Below are 16,393 nucleotides of genomic sequence, written 5' to 3' on the forward strand. Positions count from 1 at the left end.
GACTGAAAAAGTCCTCATCGATTGGTTAAAATAGAAAAGTTGCCGATTTAGCTCAGTTGGTAGAGCAACCGCCTTGTAAGCGGTAGGTCGTCAGTTCGATTCCGACAATCGGCACCATATCTCAAACATCCGTCTTCATTTTTACCTTGAGGCGGATGGTAGTCACATCCCACCCCTTGGTTCGTAAATGCGCCAGCAGAGCGGGGGATAGCTGCCTCAGCTTTGCCGAAACGGCATTGTTGTTCACTAGCAGGCACCAACTACTGCCATCAATCGGCCCGGCTTGGATGGTTGACCACAGGGCCTCTGGCATGAGCCCCTTGATGGCTTTTAAACGCTCGTTCGAATCTTTTGCCAGCGCGGTCAAACGGGCCAGTGTGGGAGAAGCTGAGGCTGCCTGCTGCAGCGTGACGTAGTGGTTACTTTTACGCATGGAAGCTCCGATTATCTGCGGCGATGCAAATGCCGGGCTGCAATAGCCGGCTTTTATCTGGCTACCGGCAGATGGTTAAAATCCGTCGGTTGTGGATCGCAAGTTCTGCAAACCATGGGTTGACTTCTTTCTCCAAAGCCTCAACTGACTCCAAGATACTTTAGGGATTTCGATCGCCACACCGCGGCTACCGTGGTTGTGTCGGTCTCGCATTCATGACCACCAATTTCCTGACAAAAATTTTCGGCAGCCGTAATCAACGCCTGCTGAAACAGTACCGCAAGACGCTTGAGGGCATCAATGCGTTGGAGTCCCAGTTTGAAAAACTGTCAGATGATGCATTGCGGGAGAAAACGCTAGCGTTCAAGCAGCGGGTCGCGGGCGGTGAGTCGCTGGATGCCATTCTGCCGGAGGCGTTTGCGGTGGTCCGGGAAGGCTCCAAGCGGGTCATGAAGATGCGCCATTTTGATGTGCAGATGCTGGGCGGAATGTCGTTGCACAACGGCAAGATCTCAGAAATGCGTACCGGTGAAGGCAAGACCTTGACCGCCACGTTGCCGGTGTATCTGAATGCGCTTTCGGGTAAGGGTGTGCACGTGGTCACGGTCAATGACTACCTGGCGAACCGTGATGCGCGCTGGATGGAGCGCCTGTACAACTTTCTGGGCCTTACAGTCGGCGTCAATCTGCCGAACATGCCGCGCGAAGAAAAGCAGGCTGCCTACGCCGCTGACATTACTTACGGTACCAATAACGAGTACGGCTTCGATTACCTGCGTGACAACATGGTGTACGAAGTGCGCGACCGTGTGCAGCGCGGCTTGAACTACGCCATCGTCGATGAGGTGGACTCGATCCTGATCGATGAAGCACGTACCCCGCTGATCATTAGTGGCCAAGCAGAAGACCACACGGCAACCTACATTGCCATCAATAAGGTGATTCCCTTCCTTACGCGCCAAGAGGGTGAGGCGGATCCGCGTACCGGTGAAGGTGTTACCAAGCCGGGCGATTTCACGATCGACGAAAAATCCCACCAGGTATTTCTGACCGAAGACGGCCATGAAAATGCCGAACGCATCCTGGCGGAGCAAGGTCTGTTGGCGCCGGGTGCCTCCTTGTATGACCCAGCCAATATCACCCTGATGCACCATGTCTATGCGGCGTTGCGGGCCAACCACCTGTACCACCGTGATCAGCACTATGTGGTGCAAGATGGCGAAATCGTCATCGTGGACGAGTTCACCGGGCGTTTGATGTCGGGTCGCCGCTGGAGTGAAGGCCTGCACCAGGCTGTGGAAGCCAAAGAGGGCGTATCCATCCAGGCAGAAAACCAAACCCTGGCGTCCATCACCTTCCAGAACTATTTCCGCCTGTACGGCAAGCTGTCCGGCATGACTGGCACGGCGGATACCGAGGCGTACGAGTTCCAGGAAATCTACGGTCTGGAAACCGTGGTGATTCCGCCCAATCGAGTGAGTCGCCGCGAAGACCAACTGGACCGTGTCTACAAGACGACGCGCGAAAAATACGAAGCTGCCATCAAGGATATCCGCGAGTGCCATGAGCGTGGCCAGCCCGTGCTGGTCGGTACGACCTCGATCGAAAACTCGGAAATCATCGACCGCTTGTTGAACGAGGCCGGTTTGCCGCACCAGGTGCTAAACGCCAAGCAGCATGCCCGCGAGGCCGATATCGTGGCCCAGGCTGGACGTGCCAAGATGATCACCATCGCCACCAATATGGCAGGACGCGGTACGGACATTGTGCTGGGCGGCAACCTGGAGAAGGCGTTGGAACCTATCCATGCCAACCCGGACCTGGACGAAGCTACCAGGCAGGCGGAAATTGAACGCGTGCGTGCCCAGTGGGTGCAGGACCACGAAGCCGTCAAGGCTCTCGGTGGTCTGCGCATCATTGCCACAGAACGCCATGAATCGCGCCGAATCGATAACCAGTTGCGTGGTCGCTCGGGTCGCCAGGGTGACCCAGGTTCGTCTCGTTTTTACCTGAGCCTGGACGATCCGCTGATGCGGATCTTCGCGGGCGACCGAGTCAAGTCCATCATGGACCGGCTCAAGATGCCTGATGGCGAAGCCATTGAAGCCGGCATTGTGACCCGCAGCATTGAAAGCGCCCAGCGCAAGGTGGAAGCGCGCAACTTTGATGTGCGTAAGCAACTGCTGGAGTACGACGACGTTTCCAACGACCAACGCAAGGTCATCTACCAACAGCGCAACGAGATTCTGGACGCTGCGGATTTGACGGCGCAGATCGAATCTTTGCGCGAGGGCAGCGTAATGGATTTGGTGCGCCAATTCGTTCCTGCCGAATCGGTGGAAGAGCAATGGGATATCCCTGGCCTGGAAAAAGCCTTGCTGGATGAATGGCAGCTGGACTTGCCTTTGGCCGCTTATGTGCAGGCTGCCAGTGCCATCACAGACGAAGATATTGTGCAGAAGGTGCTGGACGTAGCGAACGCCTCCTTCCAGGCCAAGGTGGAGCAGGTGGGCGGTGATAACTTCACCCAGTTTGAACGCATGGTGCTGCTGCAAAGCATAGATACTCATTGGCGTGAGCACCTGAGCTCGCTGGATTACCTGCGCCAAGGCATCCATTTGCGCGGCTACGCGCAAAAGCAGCCCAAGCAGGAATACAAGCGCGAAGCCTTCGAGCTGTTTGGCCAGTTGCTGGACACCGTGAAAAACGATGTGACCAAGGTTCTGATGACGGTCAAGGTCCAGTCCAGCGAGCAACTTGGCGAAGCGGCCGAGGCCATGGAAAACCGGGCCGAAAGCATTGCCAACGTGACTTACACCGCACCGACCGAGACCGGCGAGGTGGAAACCCGCGTGGATGCCAATACCCAAGCTGCTGCCGAGGTGCCCCGTGTGGGGCGCAACGACCCCTGCCCCTGCGGTAGCGGCAAGCGCTACAAGCTGTGCCACGGCAAGTTGGTATAACTGCCAACCAGTTGGATGACGGGCTGCGGCCCGTTTTTTCATGACCTGTCCCCGCGTGCAACTCTATTTTTTGAAAGACTGTTATGCCCGTGAATCTGTCTGCTCCCAATCCCGCTGATCTACATCCTGTGCCGGGCGTGTTGCTGGGCATTGCCGAGGCTGGTGTGCGTAAACCCAACCGGAAAGACGTTCTGGTGGTGCAGTTGGGCGAAGGCGCTTCAGTGTCTGGTGTGTTCACGCAAAACCGCTTCTGTGCAGCACCGGTTCAGATTTGCCGCGAGCATCTGGCTGCTGGCCTGGGTATCCGTGCGATTCTGGTGAATACCGGCAATGCCAATGCAGGCACTGGCGAGGATGGTTTGATGCGTGCCAAGTCCACTTGCATTGCGCTTGCCCAGTATTTGGACCTGGCGCCTGAGCAGATCCTTCCGTTCTCCACCGGCGTGATCATGGAGTCGCTGCCACATGACCGTATCAAGGCCGGTTTGCCAACTGCTTTGGCCGATGCCCGTGCGGACAACTGGGGCCGCGCTGCAGAGGCCATCATGACCACCGACACGCTACCCAAGGCCTTCAGCGCCCAGATACAGCTGGGTGGCGCCACCGTGACGGTGACGGGTATCAGCAAGGGTGCGGGCATGATCCGTCCAAACATGGCCACCATGCTCGGCTTCATGGCCACGGATGCGAATGTGCACCCGTCGTTGCTGGCGCAACTTGCCAAAGACTTGGCGGATGCCTCGTTCAACCGCATCACCATCGATGGCGATACCTCTACTAACGACTCGTTTGTCGTCATCGCCACCCACAAGGCGGCCCATGCGCAAATCACTGCGCTGGACAGTGCGGACGGCCAGGCTTTGAAAGCCGCGATGCTGTCGGTGGCCCAGAAGCTGGCCCAGGCCATTGTCCGTGACGGCGAGGGTGCGACCAAGTTCATCACGGTGCGTGTTGAAGGCGGCAAGACGTCCGAAGAATGCCGCCTGGCAGCGTATTCGATCGCCCATTCGCCCTTGGTCAAGACCGCATTTTTTGCCAGCGATCCCAATCTGGGCCGTATCTTGGCGGCAGTAGGCTACGCAGGCATCACCGATCTGGACCAGACCGGTATCGACCTGTTTTTGGACGATGTACACGTGGTGGTTAATGGTGGGCGCAACCCCACGTACCGCGAAGAAGACGGCCAGCGCGTGATGAAGCAGAGCGAAATTACTGTGCGCGTAGGGCTGGGCCGCGGTACGGCCGCCGACACCGTGTGGACCTGCGATTTCAGCCACGAATATGTGTCCATCAACGCCGACTACCGTTCATGAACGAGAAATTTGAGCGCCTGATCGAGCGTGCCGAGCAGCTGCTGCAGCGCGTAGAGTCCATCCTGCCCCAGCCGGTGCAGGCACCGGATTGGAATGCGGCTATTGCCTTCCGCTACCGCCGCCGGGGCTCGGGCCACGGCGTGCTGGAGCCGGTGCGTCATATCGGCAGCATGGCGCTGGCCGACCTGAAGGAAATCGACGTCCAGAAGGAAAAAATCCAGCGCAACACCCTGCAGTTTGTAGACGGCAAGCCCGCCAACAATGTGCTGTTGACAGGTGCGCGCGGAACAGGCAAGTCTTCGTTGATCAAGGCCTGCCTGAATACTTACGCGCCACGCGGTCTGCGCTTGATTGAGGTCGACAAGGCTGATCTGGTGGATTTGCCGGACATCGTCGATGTGGTGGCCGACAGGCCTGAGAAATTCATTGTGTTCTGCGACGACTTGAGCTTTGAAGAGGGTGAAGCCGGTTACAAGGCCTTGAAGTCGATTCTGGATGGCTCGGTGGCCGCGGCCAGTCCCAATGTGCTGATCTATGCCACCAGCAACCGTCGCCATCTGCTGCCGGAGTACATGAAGGAAAACCTTAGCTACACGCACACCGAAGATGGCGAGGTGCATCCGGGTGAAGTGGTGGAGGAAAAGATTTCCTTGTCCGAGCGCTTTGGACTGTGGGTTAGCTTTTATCCGTTCTCGCAAGACGAGTATCTGGCCATTGTGGCCCAGTGGCTGCAGTCTTTCGGCGTGGATGCCGAGGCGATTGCCGCAGCACGCCCAGCCTCCTTGGTGTGGGCGTTGGAGCGTGGCTCCCGCAGCGGGCGTGTGGCCTACCAGTTCGCGCGTGACTACGCGGGCCAGCACATGCGTGCGGCATGAGCGGGCAGCCGTTGGTAGCCGATGCAGACCGCCCGCGTGAAGGCGGTCCTGAGCGTGCCATCGTAGAGGTGGCCGTGGGTGTGTTGTTGCAGCCGGACGGCCACTTTCTGGTGACATCCCGGCCGGTGGGCAAGGTGTACGCCGGTTACTGGGAGTTTCCGGGTGGCAAGCTGGAGCAGGGCGAGACCGTGGAGCAGGCACTGCGTCGGGAGCTGCAGGAAGAGCTGGGCATCACCATAGGCGCTGCGCAGCCCTGGAAGGTGGAGCTGGTGGACTACCCGCACGCCTTGGTGCGTTTGCACTTTTGCAAGGTGTTTGACTGGACGGGGGGGCTGGAAATGCGCGAAGGCCAAAGTCATGCCTGGCAGCTGCTGCCTTTGCAGGTGATGCCGGTATTACCAGGTACCGTGCCGGTGCTGGCTTGGTTGGCGCAGGAGCGGGATTTCCTTGGTGCTACACATTCTGTAGCTTAGTGCGCAGGCAACATTTGCGCTAGAGCCGTATTTTTTATAAATTTATTGCAGGCGGGCGTCACCAAAGACGAGGTCGTCCGGTGGTGCTTCGGCAGGCAGGCTGAAGCTGGCACTGGCCCAGGCACCAAAGTCAACGTTTTTGCAGCGCTCGCTACAAAACGGACGGTAGGCATTGCTGGCGGCGTACAGGCTTTTACCCTTGCAGGTAGGGCAGACAACCCATTTTTTCGACAGTGGAGGAGCGGTATCAGTCATGCTCAGGCGCAGAGGGTGAGTTCAAACGAGGCATCATCGCTGCAGGGGTGCAGATGGTCGTCAGCCTCGTGGCGCATCAAGCGTACCGAAACCATCAGTCGGTTGCCGCTGATTTCGGGAATCAAGCCCAGCGCGGGGTCTATGCGCAGACGTAGCAGCTGGTAGGTGCGGCCCTGGGGCAGGTTTTGCTGAAATTGTCCGCCGATTGCGATGACTTTTTGCGGCGCACCGGAGTCACGCAGCATTTTTAGCAAATGGTGGATGGACTCGGCTAGTGGTGCCAGGGTTTGTGCCCATTTCTCAATCGCTTGACGGCGCACATCGGCAGGCTGGTGCTGCCACGCGTAATACGCCGGCAGATCGAAGCCACAGGTACCGCCTGGGATGCTGACCCGGCTGCGCAAGCCCATCAGCCAGTCGTTTTCCGTTAGGCTGTGGCCGGCTTTACCGGGTTGCTCATGCAGTGCGGTGTAGCAGGTGTCGAGCTGGCCTATGACTTCGTCCAATACATCTTCTGCGATGGATGGGTTGCCCCGGTAGCCATTCAGTATGTTTTTTTGTTTTTCCAGATCCCGCATCACATCCGATTTGAGGTCGGCGCGTGCGGCTACGTCCATGATCTCGAAAATCGTGGTCAGCGCGTAATGGTGGTCTAGCGCGTGGGCGCGGGGCACCAGTTCCCCCAGCCGCCGGAAAAGATGTTCCAGCCGCAGATAGGTGCGTATACGTTCGTTAAAGGGATATTCGTAAAGAATCACGCAGATTTTCCTGTGGCGGCATCATAGCCCGAAGTATGGGGCGATTTGTTCAACCTGCTGGCGTAACTGGTCTAACGATAGACCTTCGTTGTAGATCACGGTGTCGGCCAACGCCAGGCGCTGTTCACGGCTGGCCTGGGTTCGGATGATCTGCCGCACGGCTTCTTCGGACAATTGACTGCGGGCTACGGTGCGGGCGATTTGGGTGCTGACCAGGCAGTCGATGACGAGAATGTGGTCCAGCTTGCCTCGCCAGTGGCCAGATTCCACCAGCAAGGGGATATCGAATACCACGCAGCTTATACCAGCAGCCTGTGCGGCTTGGAATTGACTTTCAATTTCCTTGGCTACGAGGGGATGGATGATGGCTTCCAGTGCGTGTTTGGCGCTCGCATCGGAGAAGGCCAGGGTGCGCATCTTGTTGCGGTCCAGTGCGCCGGTGGGGGTCAGAAATTCCGCGCCAAAACGCGTGCGTATGGCTGGGATGGCTGCGCCTTCAGGTGCTGTGCTGGTGCGGGCGATGGCATCGGCATCGATCAGCGCGGCTCCACGTGCTTGCAGCATGTGCGCCACCGTACTTTTACCGCTGCCTATGCCTCCTGTGAGGCCTAGTCGAAGGCCACTTCGCACAGTTCTACAAGCCGACAAAATGCAAAATGGCTTCGGGCCCGAAGACCATGGCGGTCAAGCCGGCGCCGGCCAGAAATGGTCCGAAAGGTATGTAGCCACCTTCGCGCAGACCGGTACTGAATTTCATGGCAATGCCAATCACTGCACCGATTACCGAGGCCATCAGAACCATGGGCACCAGTGCCTCCCAGCCAAACCAGGCGCCTAGCGCAGCGAACAGCTTGAAGTCCCCATAGCCCATACCTTCCTTGCCTGTCAGTAGCTTGAAGATCCAGTAGATGCTCCAGAGGGACAGGTAGCCGGCGACGGCTCCCCATAGCGAAGCGAACATGGGCACGGACGTCCAATGCAGAGACGACGCAATCAAGCCGGCCCAGACCAGGGGCAGGGTGATGCTGTCGGGCAAAAGCGTGGTGTCCCAGTCGATCAGTGCCAGCGTCAACAAAGCTGCGGCAAAACCGCTCCATGCTAGCCCCGTGACGGAGGCCCCCCAATGCCAGAAGCAGAAAAAGAAAAGACCGCTGCTAGCCATTTCCACCAGGGGGTAGCGAGGGCTGATCGGCGCTTTGCAGGCGGAGCAGCGGCCGCGCAGGCATGCATAGCTGAGTACCGGCACATTTTCAAACCAGCGGATCTGGTGCGCGCAGTGCGGGCAGCGCGAACGGGGAACCAGTAAGTTCAGAGGTTCTGCCGCGGGCGGCTCCTGTCCCTGCATGTCGGCGTATTCTTGCGCCCAGCTCTGCTCCATCATCTTGGGCAGGCGGTGCACCACCACATTCAGAAAACTACCCAGTAACAAGCCCAGAATGCCACCGATCAAGGCGACCATAGTTTGAAATTCCGGCATCAAACGACTTGGCCCAGCTTGAAGATAGGCAGGTACATGGACACCACAATGCCGCCAATCAAGGTACCCAGGAACACGATGATGATGGGCTCCATCAGGCTGGAAAGACCGGCGACCATGTCGTCCACCTCGGCTTCATAAAAGTCTGCAGCCTTGCCCAGCATATGGTCGATGGAGCCGGACTCTTCGCCAATTGAGCACATTTGCAGCACCATGGACGGGAAGATGTGTGCATTCGTCATGGCTACCGTCAGACTGGTGCCAGTAGAGACTTCCTGCTGGATTTTGCCGGTGGCGATTTCAAATACCGAGTTGCCGGATGCGCCACCCACAGAGTCCAGCGCCTCCACCAAAGGTACGCCTGCTGCGAACATGGTGGATAGGGTGCGTGTCCAGCGCGCAATGCAGGACTTCTCAATCAGAGCGCCGAACACTGGAACCCGTAACAAAACGCGGTCCATGAAATGTTGCATTTTTTCGTTGCGACGCCACGCCTGCATGAAAAAGTAACCGCCGCCGCCAATGCCACCGAATATCAGCCACCAATACTTGACGAAAAATTCGCTCATGGCGATCACGAACAAGGTCGGCGCAGGCAGATTGGCGCCAAAGCTGCTGAAGACCTCCTTGAATGCGGGGATCACAAATATCATGATCACCGCCACCACCACAAATGCCACCACCACCACCGATGCCGGATACATCAGGGCGGATTTGATCTTGGACTTGATGGCCTCGGTCTTTTCCATGTAGACCGCCAGCCGGTCCAGCAAGGATTCCAAAATACCAGCGGCTTCACCTGCTTCCACCAGGTTGCAGTACAGGCTGTCAAAGTACATGGGAAACTTGCGAAACGCGGCGCTCAGAGAGCTACCGGTTTCCACGTCCATGCGCACATCGTTCAGCAGCTTGGTGACGCTGGCGTTCGCGTTGCCACGGCCTACGATGTCGAAGGCCTGTAGCAGCGGCACGCCGGCCTTCATCATGGTCGCCAGCTGCCGCGTGAAGATTGCAATATCTTTGGGCTTGATGGACTTGCCCGAGCGCATCTTGCGCTTTTTGATCTTGGTCGGGAAAACACCTTGGCGCCGTAAGGATGCCTGCACCTGGTTTTCACCCGAGGCGCGTGTTTCGCCACGGACTTGTTTTCCGTTGCGGTCTTTGCCTTCCCATTCGAAGACAAACTCCTTTACGTCTCTGGGCGATGCAGTTGCCATGGAATGTCTTGGGCCTCTAGGTGGGTCTTATGGGTCTACTCATTGCTCACGGCGAGCACTTCTTCCAAGGAAGTCAGTCCGAGCTTAACTTTATACAGTCCTGCCTGGCGCAGCGAGCGTACGCCTTCTGCCTTGGCTTGCTCGGCAATATCCATGGCACTGCCGTCACGAAGAATAATGCGCTGAATTTCGTCTGAAATCGGCATGACCTGGTAGATGCCAACGCGGCCCTTGTAGCCGTTGTTACAGGCATTGCAGCCTACAGGTCCGTAAGGTTTCCAGGAACCATCGAGTTCATGTTCCTCAAAACCCGATTCCAGCATAGTCTTGCGTGGAATGTCGATCACTGCCTTGCAGTTTACACACAGGCGGCGGGCCAGGCGTTGCGCTGTGATCAGAATCACGCTGGACGCAATATTGAACGGCGCAATGCCCATGTTACGCATACGCGTCAGGGTGGTGGGGGCGTCGTTGGTGTGCAAGGTGGACAGCACCAAGTGGCCGGTTTGTGCGGCCTTGATGGAGATGTCGGCCGTTTCCAAGTCCCGGATTTCGCCGACCATGATGATGTCTGGATCCTGGCGCAGAAAGGACTTCAGTGCCACTGCGAAGGTGAGGCCTGCCTTGTCATTCACGTTGACCTGGTTCACTCCGGGCAGGTTGATTTCCGAAGGGTCTTCCGCGGTGGCGATATTTACGCCCGGCTTGTTGAGCAGATTCAAAAATGTATAGAGCGACACGGTCTTGCCCGAGCCTGTAGGCCCGGTCACCAGCACCATGCCATAAGGGCGGCCGATTGCAGTCAGCACACGCTCTTTTTCTTCCGGCTCATAGCCCAAGGCATCAATGCCCAGTTTGGCGCTGCTTGGGTCCAGAATCCGGATCACGATCTTTTCGCCGAACAGCGTAGGCAGTGTGCTGACCCGGAAGTCAATCACGCGGTCGGGGCCGACCTTGAGTTTCATCTTGCCGTCTTGTGGCACCCGTTTTTCAGAGATGTCCAACCGGGAGATCACCTTGATGCGGGAGGCCAGCTTGTCCTTGATGGCGACTGGCGGCGACGCAATTTCACGCAGTTCACCGTCGATGCGGAAGCGGACGCGGTAGTTGTGCTCATAGGGCTCGAAGTGCAGGTCGGATGCGCGCATGCCAAATGCATCCAGCAGCATCTTGTGCAAAAATTTCACCACCGGCGCATCTTCCACATCCGACGTGTTGATTTCGGCTGCTTCGACTGCCGGTCCCATGGCAGTATCGTCAAAGTCGAAATCGTTGCCGATGATGGAGTCCATCGCCTCGCCGGCGGTCATGGAGTTGGCTTCTACCAGGCGCGACAGCTTGTCGTACTCGGCAATGATCCAGTCCACCCCGAGCTGGGTGGAGAATTTGATTTTTTCTGCGGCCTCCTGGTCGGATGGGTCGGCCGTGGCCACGATCAGGCGGTTGTTGCGCTTGCTCAGTACCACCACACGGTAGGCTTGGCAGATCTTGGCGTCTAGCAGGTCCTTGGGCAGTCTGTCACGGTCTACTGCATCCATGTCCAGCAAGGGTGCAGCAAACGCGGTGGACATGGTGTGGGCCAGGTCCGAGGGTGATACTGCGCCTGCCGCCATTAACTCGGCGATAAAGCTGTTGCGGTTGGCTTGGGCTTTGCGGAATATGTCTTCTGCCGCCTTTTGTGCCAACTTTCCGGCGGAGATCAAAACCCTCCCCAAGCCAGGGAGTGCTACGGTAGATGCTTCTTTATTGAACGGTTCGACAGCGGCCATAAGACCAAAATGTAGCAGGTAGCGGAAGATGGATGCATCATCGGTGAATTGCCGACCGATGTAAACGCCGTAGCCGACGGGTTCAGCTACCGCTGTGCGCGGCTGGTGAGGGCAAGAATTGCAGCAATTCTTCAGGCAGTGCCGCCGTCAGGGCCAGGTTTTCCGTCTTGGCAGGATGCTTTAGTTGCAGACGCCATGCATGCAGGAACATGCGCTTGAGACCTTTCTTGGCCAAATTCTTATTGGCGTCGAAATCACCGTATTTGTCGTCTCCAGCAATCGGGAACCCCTCGCTGGCCAGGTGTACACGGATCTGGTGGGTGCGGCCGGTTTTGATGGTGACCTCCAGCAGGCTGAATCCGTCGAAGTGTTGGGCCACTCTGACCAAGGTCAGTGAGCGCATGCCGTCCGGGGCATCTTTGGCCACCACCTTGACTCGCCGTTCACCGTTGGGCAGTAGATACTTGTGTAAAGATTTGTCCAGTACCTTTTTGTTGCTCGGCCAGTGTCCGATCACCAGGGCCAAATAGGTTTTGCCTGTTTCTCGCTCCCGGAACTGGTCCTGCACGTTTTTCAGGGCGCTGCGCTTTTTTGCCAGCAGCAGAATGCCGGACGTTTCTCGGTCTAGCCTGTGCACTAGCTCCAGAAAGGCGGCTTGGGGTCGGGCTTTGCGCAGTTGTTCGATGACTCCGAAACTGACGCCGCTGCCACCGTGCACGGCCACGCCGGCAGGTTTATCTATAGCTAGCAGATGTTCGTCTTCCCACAGGATGGGAAATTCGCGAGCTGGAGCATGGGTTTCCATGGCCAGGGCTTTTTCGGCGGCACGTTCGGATACGCGGGTTGGGGGCAGTCGCACAACGTCGCCGTCGGCAATCCGCGTATCTGCTGCGGCCCGGCCCTTGTTGATCCGCACTTCACCGCTGCGGATGATGCGATAAATATGGGTTTTGGGTACGCCTTTGAGATGGCGTACAAGGAAATTGTCGAGTCTTTGGCCCGCGTCTTCTGCGTCCACTGTAATGAATTTGACTTCGAGCATGGGGGGGGCTGTGTTAGCACCTATAATATTTTTCACCAGCGTTGTGTCGTAAGTGCTTGATTCACCACAGTTTAGAGCACAACACCGACAGCGCTGCGAGGTCGATGCCACCCGAGGCGATCTGCCGCCAGCCCGTGCGAGTCTTGCGCCGGTGGCGGCAAGCGGTCTTGGGAGGGGCTGACGCAATGGAAATACGGATACGGAATACCCCAACTTGTCGACCTGTGCCCATGCTTTATGCCTGGGGCGCAGGTTGCTCAACGGATCGAAACGAGAATTCTTGTGTTGATGGTGATGGTTCAAACCCTCTGGCGGTGGCTCATAGCCCCGGCCTTTGGCGTGGAATCGCCTGTAGCGCACGCACAATATGCGCAACCAGCTATAAATTTAATAGCTTCTCAGCCCATCTTCCCCCTCGCTTTCGTTCACCAGCCCCCTCTGTCACCCTGTAAGTCAACGCTTACCTAGTGCAGTCATGTCGGTAATTCCGCTTGTTTCCATGCGTCTGTTCAGGCATCAAAGGCTCGGTTTGAGCCATATTGAATTGAACAACAGTTCTGGACCCTCTGTGGTCCAGTCAAAGGAAACGCACCATGAAACGGATGCTGATTAATGCAACGCAGTCGGAAGAACGTCGGCTAGCGATTGTGGACGGGCAGAAACTGCTCGACTACGAAATTGAAATCGAAGGGCGCGAGCAGCGCAAGGGCAATATCTACAAGGCAGTCGTCACCCGCGTCGAGCCTTCGCTGGAAGCCTGCTTTGTGGACTACGGTGAAGACCGCCACGGTTTTCTGCCTTTCAAGGAAATCTCCAAGCAATATTTCACGCAAGGCGTGCCGGTCAACCAAGCGCGCATCAGTGATGTGATCCGCGAAGGCCAGGAGCTGCTGGTCCAGGTCGAAAAAGAAGAGCGCGGCAACAAGGGCGCGGCCCTGACCACCTTTGTGTCGTTGGCCGGCCGCTATGTGGTGCTGATGCCCAACAACCCGCGTGGCGGTGGCGTTAGCCGCCGTATCGAGGGCGAAGACCGCGCAGAGCTCAAAGAAAACATGGACCAGTTGGAATACCCCAACGGCATGTCCATCATCGCGCGTACCGCCGGTATCGGCCGCAGCGCCCCAGAGTTGCAATGGGACTTGAACTACCTGCTCAAGCTGTGGACCGCGATCGACGGCGCAGGCAAGGGTGGCAAGGGCGCTTTCCTGATTTACCAGGAATCCAGCCTGGTGATTCGCGCCATCCGCGACTATTTCAACCACGACATCGGCGACATTCTGATCGATACCGACGACGTGTACGAGCAGGCCCAGCAGTTCATGGCCCACGTCATGCCCGAGCACGCAGCGCGTGTGAAGCGCTACCGTGACGACGCGCCGCTGTTCAGCCGCTTCCAGATCGAACACCAGATCGAATCGGCCTACGCCCGCACCGTGCAACTGCCAAGCGGTGGCGCCATCGTGATCGACCACACCGAGGCTTTGGTATCGGTGGACGTGAACTCGGCCCGCTCCATCCGTGGCGGCGACATCGAGGAAACCGCAACCCGCACCAACCTGGAAGCTGCCGAAGAAGTGGCGCGCCAGATGCGTTTGCGCGATTTGGGCGGTCTGATCGTGATCGACTTTATCGACATGGAAGAAAGCCGCAATCGCCGCGACGTGGAAAATCGCCTGCGTGATGCGCTGCGCCAGGACCGCGCGCGTGTGCAGTTCGGCACCATCAGCAAATTCGGCCTGATGGAAATGAGCCGCCAGCGCCTGCGCCCGGCGCTGAGCGAAGGTGCTTCGATTCCTTGCCCGCGCTGTGGCGGTTCCGGCCATATCCGCGACACCGAAAGCTCGGCGTTGCAGATTTTGCGCATCATCCAGGAAGAGTCGCTGAAGGACAACACCGCTTCGGTGATGTGCCAGGTGCCCGTCGACGTGGCCTCGTTCCTACTGAATGAAAAGCGTACCGAAATCGCCAAGATTGAGCTCAAGCAGCGCATCAACGTGCTGATGGTGCCCAACAAGACGTTGGAAACACCGAACTACAGGCTGGAACGCCTGAAGCACGACGACCCACGTCTGGACCACATCGAAGCCAGCTACAAGATGGCCGACGAAATCGACGACGCCACCTCGGTGACGCGCCGCTCGCAGGAACCCACCAACAAGCAAACGCCGGTAATCAAAGGCGTGTTGCCAGATGCACCCGCGCCAGTGGCCGTGCCCAAGGCGGTTACGCCCCAGCCGGCCCCTGTGGTTCCAGTAGCTGCACCCGTGGCAGCGCCTGTGGAAAAGGGTTTCTTTGGTTGGCTGAAGGGCTTGTTTGGTGCCGCTCCCGCGCCGGTGGTAGCACCTGTGGTCGTCGCTCCAGCCCCTGCACCAGTGGTGGCCAAGACGGAAGAGCGCCGTGAAGGCCGTGGCCCACGTGGCGAAGGCGCAAATCGCGGTGGCCGTGGCGGCCGCCGTGATGAGTCTCCTGAAGGTCGTAGCGAAGGCCAGGGCCGTAATGGCCGTGGCCCGCGCAATAGCGAAGGCCGTGATGGCCAGGAAGCCCGCCCTGAGCGCGCTCCGCGCAACGGCACCGAGCGTGCTGAACGCAGCGATGCAGCCCCGCGTACCGAAGGTGCTGCGGACGACGCAGCCCGCGGTGGTCGTGGCGGCCGTGGTCGTGGTGAGCGCCAAGGCCCGCGTGAGCGCGTCGAGGCGGATGTGCAGGCACTCCAGGCACCGGCGGCAGAAGGCGTGAGCCTGGACGCAGCCGCAGTTACCGAGCAGCCCGGCCAGGAGCCCCGTGCTCCCCGCCAGTCGGGCGAGCGTGGTGAGCGTGGCCCACGTGGCCGTGGTGGTCGCGGCAACCGGGAAGAGACTGGCCGTGAACGCCAGGAACCGCGTGCTGAAGCGGGTGAAGCACCTGTGGCAGAAGCTGCAGCCGATGCAGGCCGTCCTGGCCGGGCGCCGCGTGAGTCGTCGCGTATGGACCGTGAGCCGGTCGAGCGCCCAGAGCGTCCGTCCTACTTCGCTGCCGCCAAGCCGGCGGCAGAAGAAGGCGATGCCACGGTTGCACCCGTATCTGCATCCGCGCAGGCGGAAGAGCCCCGTCCAGAGGGCGAGGAGCCACAGCGCCGCGAGAAGCGTTCCCGCGACCGTTACGGCCGTGACCGCAAGGACCGCGCGCCGCGTGATCCGTCCGCAGAGCCCACCGCTTTTGTGCCCAACCCGGTAGAGCCACAGGCCCAATCCCTGGTCGAGCGTGCAGTGGCCCCGGCTGCCAGCCTAGTGGCTGCACCTGTCGTAGCAGAAGCTGCTTCCGTTGAAGTTGCGGCGGTGGTATCTGTGGCTGTGGAGCAGCAGCAAGCGGTTGTTGCGCCAGTGGCTGCGGCCCCGGCTACGGTGGGCAAAAAGGCCCTGCCCGCAATGCCAGTGTTCTCCTTGCCGACCGCTGATTTGGTGGCGCTGGCGCAGAACTCTGGCCTGGAATGGGTTGGTAGCAACCCAGACCGTGTGGCTGCCGTGCAGGCGGCGATTGCCGCTGAGCCTGTACAGGTTCATGTGCCACGTGAACGTCCGCCTGTGGTCGAGCTCTCTAACGAGCCCTTGGTGTTGGTGGAAACCAAGCGCGATCTGCGCAATATGGATCTGCCTTTCTAAGCGTAGGCTTTATGCCCTCTAAAAATGGACCTTCGGGTCCATTTTTTTGCCTCTGTTTCGGCGGTGCATGGTGCCACGGCCGGGGAAGGTTGGCGCGCGGCCGTGCCAGTACAAGGTGGCTAGTTGTCGGTCGGATATGTGTGAAAGGGGTGAGAGGCCGGGTCTGCCCTCACCAGGCGG

Annotated in this window: 13 protein-coding genes and 1 tRNA gene; 6 read left to right on the top strand and 8 right to left on the bottom strand. The window is 58.7% G+C overall.

Annotation, left to right across the window (positions count from 1 at the left end):
* Positions 1-41 precede the first annotated feature (41 nt).
* Positions 42-117: transfer RNA gene (locus AC07O2_RS08860), tRNA-Thr, on the top strand.
* A 4-nt stretch (positions 118-121) separates the two neighbouring features.
* On the opposite strand, the gene AC07O2_RS08865 is transcribed toward AC07O2_RS08860, so the two are convergent.
* Positions 122-433 (bottom strand): hypothetical protein, encoded by a 312-nt coding sequence (locus AC07O2_RS08865; protein ID WP_495075363.1) that lies wholly within the window; start codon positions 431-433, stop codon positions 122-124.
* A gap of 215 nt (positions 434-648) precedes the next feature.
* Here AC07O2_RS08865 and secA point away from each other — a divergent pair, with 215 nt between their 5' ends.
* From secA to AC07O2_RS08885, 4 genes are all read left to right on the top strand, one after another.
* Positions 649-3,396 (top strand): preprotein translocase subunit SecA, encoded by a 2,748-nt coding sequence (secA, locus tag AC07O2_RS08870; protein WP_495075364.1) that lies wholly within the window; start codon positions 649-651, stop codon positions 3,394-3,396.
* A gap of 83 nt (positions 3,397-3,479) precedes the next feature.
* Positions 3,480-4,709, top strand: coding sequence for a bifunctional glutamate N-acetyltransferase/amino-acid acetyltransferase ArgJ (gene argJ / locus AC07O2_RS08875; RefSeq protein WP_495075365.1), 1,230 nt, complete (start codon positions 3,480-3,482; stop codon positions 4,707-4,709).
* Positions 4,706-5,584 carry an ATP-binding protein gene (locus tag AC07O2_RS08880; protein ID WP_495075366.1) on the top strand — a complete coding sequence of 293 codons (879 nt, stop codon included), beginning with the start codon at positions 4,706-4,708 and terminating at the stop codon, positions 5,582-5,584. Before argJ ends, AC07O2_RS08880 begins: the two co-directional genes overlap by 4 nt.
* Positions 5,581-6,057, top strand: coding sequence for an NUDIX domain-containing protein (locus AC07O2_RS08885; protein ID WP_495075367.1), 477 nt, complete (start codon positions 5,581-5,583; stop codon positions 6,055-6,057). Before AC07O2_RS08880 ends, AC07O2_RS08885 begins: the two co-directional genes overlap by 4 nt.
* Positions 6,058-6,099: 42 nt before the next feature.
* Here AC07O2_RS08885 and AC07O2_RS08890 read toward each other — a convergent pair whose 3' ends face one another.
* The 7 genes from AC07O2_RS08890 to AC07O2_RS08920 all read right to left on the bottom strand — a co-directional run bounded on the left by AC07O2_RS08890 (position 6,100) and on the right by AC07O2_RS08920 (position 12,611).
* Positions 6,100-6,312, bottom strand: a complete 213-nt coding sequence (locus tag AC07O2_RS08890) for a DNA gyrase inhibitor YacG (protein WP_495075368.1) — start codon at positions 6,310-6,312, stop codon at positions 6,100-6,102.
* Positions 6,313-6,314: 2 nt separating this feature from the next.
* Positions 6,315-7,070 carry a cell division protein ZapD gene (gene zapD, locus AC07O2_RS08895; protein WP_495075369.1) on the bottom strand — a complete coding sequence of 252 codons (756 nt, stop codon included), beginning with the start codon at positions 7,068-7,070 and terminating at the stop codon, positions 6,315-6,317.
* A 21-nt stretch (positions 7,071-7,091) separates the two neighbouring features.
* Positions 7,092-7,700 carry a dephospho-CoA kinase gene (gene coaE, locus AC07O2_RS08900; RefSeq protein WP_495075370.1) on the bottom strand — a complete coding sequence of 203 codons (609 nt, stop codon included), beginning with the start codon at positions 7,698-7,700 and terminating at the stop codon, positions 7,092-7,094.
* A 4-nt stretch (positions 7,701-7,704) separates the two neighbouring features.
* Positions 7,705-8,529: a prepilin peptidase gene (locus AC07O2_RS08905; RefSeq protein ID WP_495075371.1), complete on the bottom strand. Its 825-nt coding sequence runs from the start codon at positions 8,527-8,529 to the stop codon at positions 7,705-7,707.
* Positions 8,530-8,546: 17 nt separating this feature from the next.
* A complete protein-coding gene (locus AC07O2_RS08910) occupies positions 8,547-9,764 on the bottom strand; it encodes a type II secretion system F family protein (RefSeq protein ID WP_495075372.1) in 1,218 nt (405 codons plus the stop codon).
* Between the two features lie 35 nt (positions 9,765-9,799).
* A complete protein-coding gene (gene pilB / locus AC07O2_RS08915; RefSeq protein ID WP_495075373.1) occupies positions 9,800-11,533 on the bottom strand; it encodes a type IV-A pilus assembly ATPase PilB in 1,734 nt (577 codons plus the stop codon).
* A gap of 82 nt (positions 11,534-11,615) precedes the next feature.
* A complete protein-coding gene (locus tag AC07O2_RS08920) occupies positions 11,616-12,611 on the bottom strand; it encodes an RluA family pseudouridine synthase (RefSeq protein ID WP_495075489.1) in 996 nt (331 codons plus the stop codon).
* Between the two features lie 557 nt (positions 12,612-13,168).
* Here AC07O2_RS08920 and AC07O2_RS08925 point away from each other — a divergent pair.
* On the top strand, positions 13,169-16,213 hold the full coding sequence (locus tag AC07O2_RS08925; RefSeq protein WP_495075374.1) for an Rne/Rng family ribonuclease: 3,045 nt from the start codon (positions 13,169-13,171) through the stop codon (positions 16,211-16,213).
* Positions 16,214-16,393: the final 180 nt, after the last annotated feature.

This window comes from Rhodoferax sp. GW821-FHT10B06 (assembly GCF_059415605.1).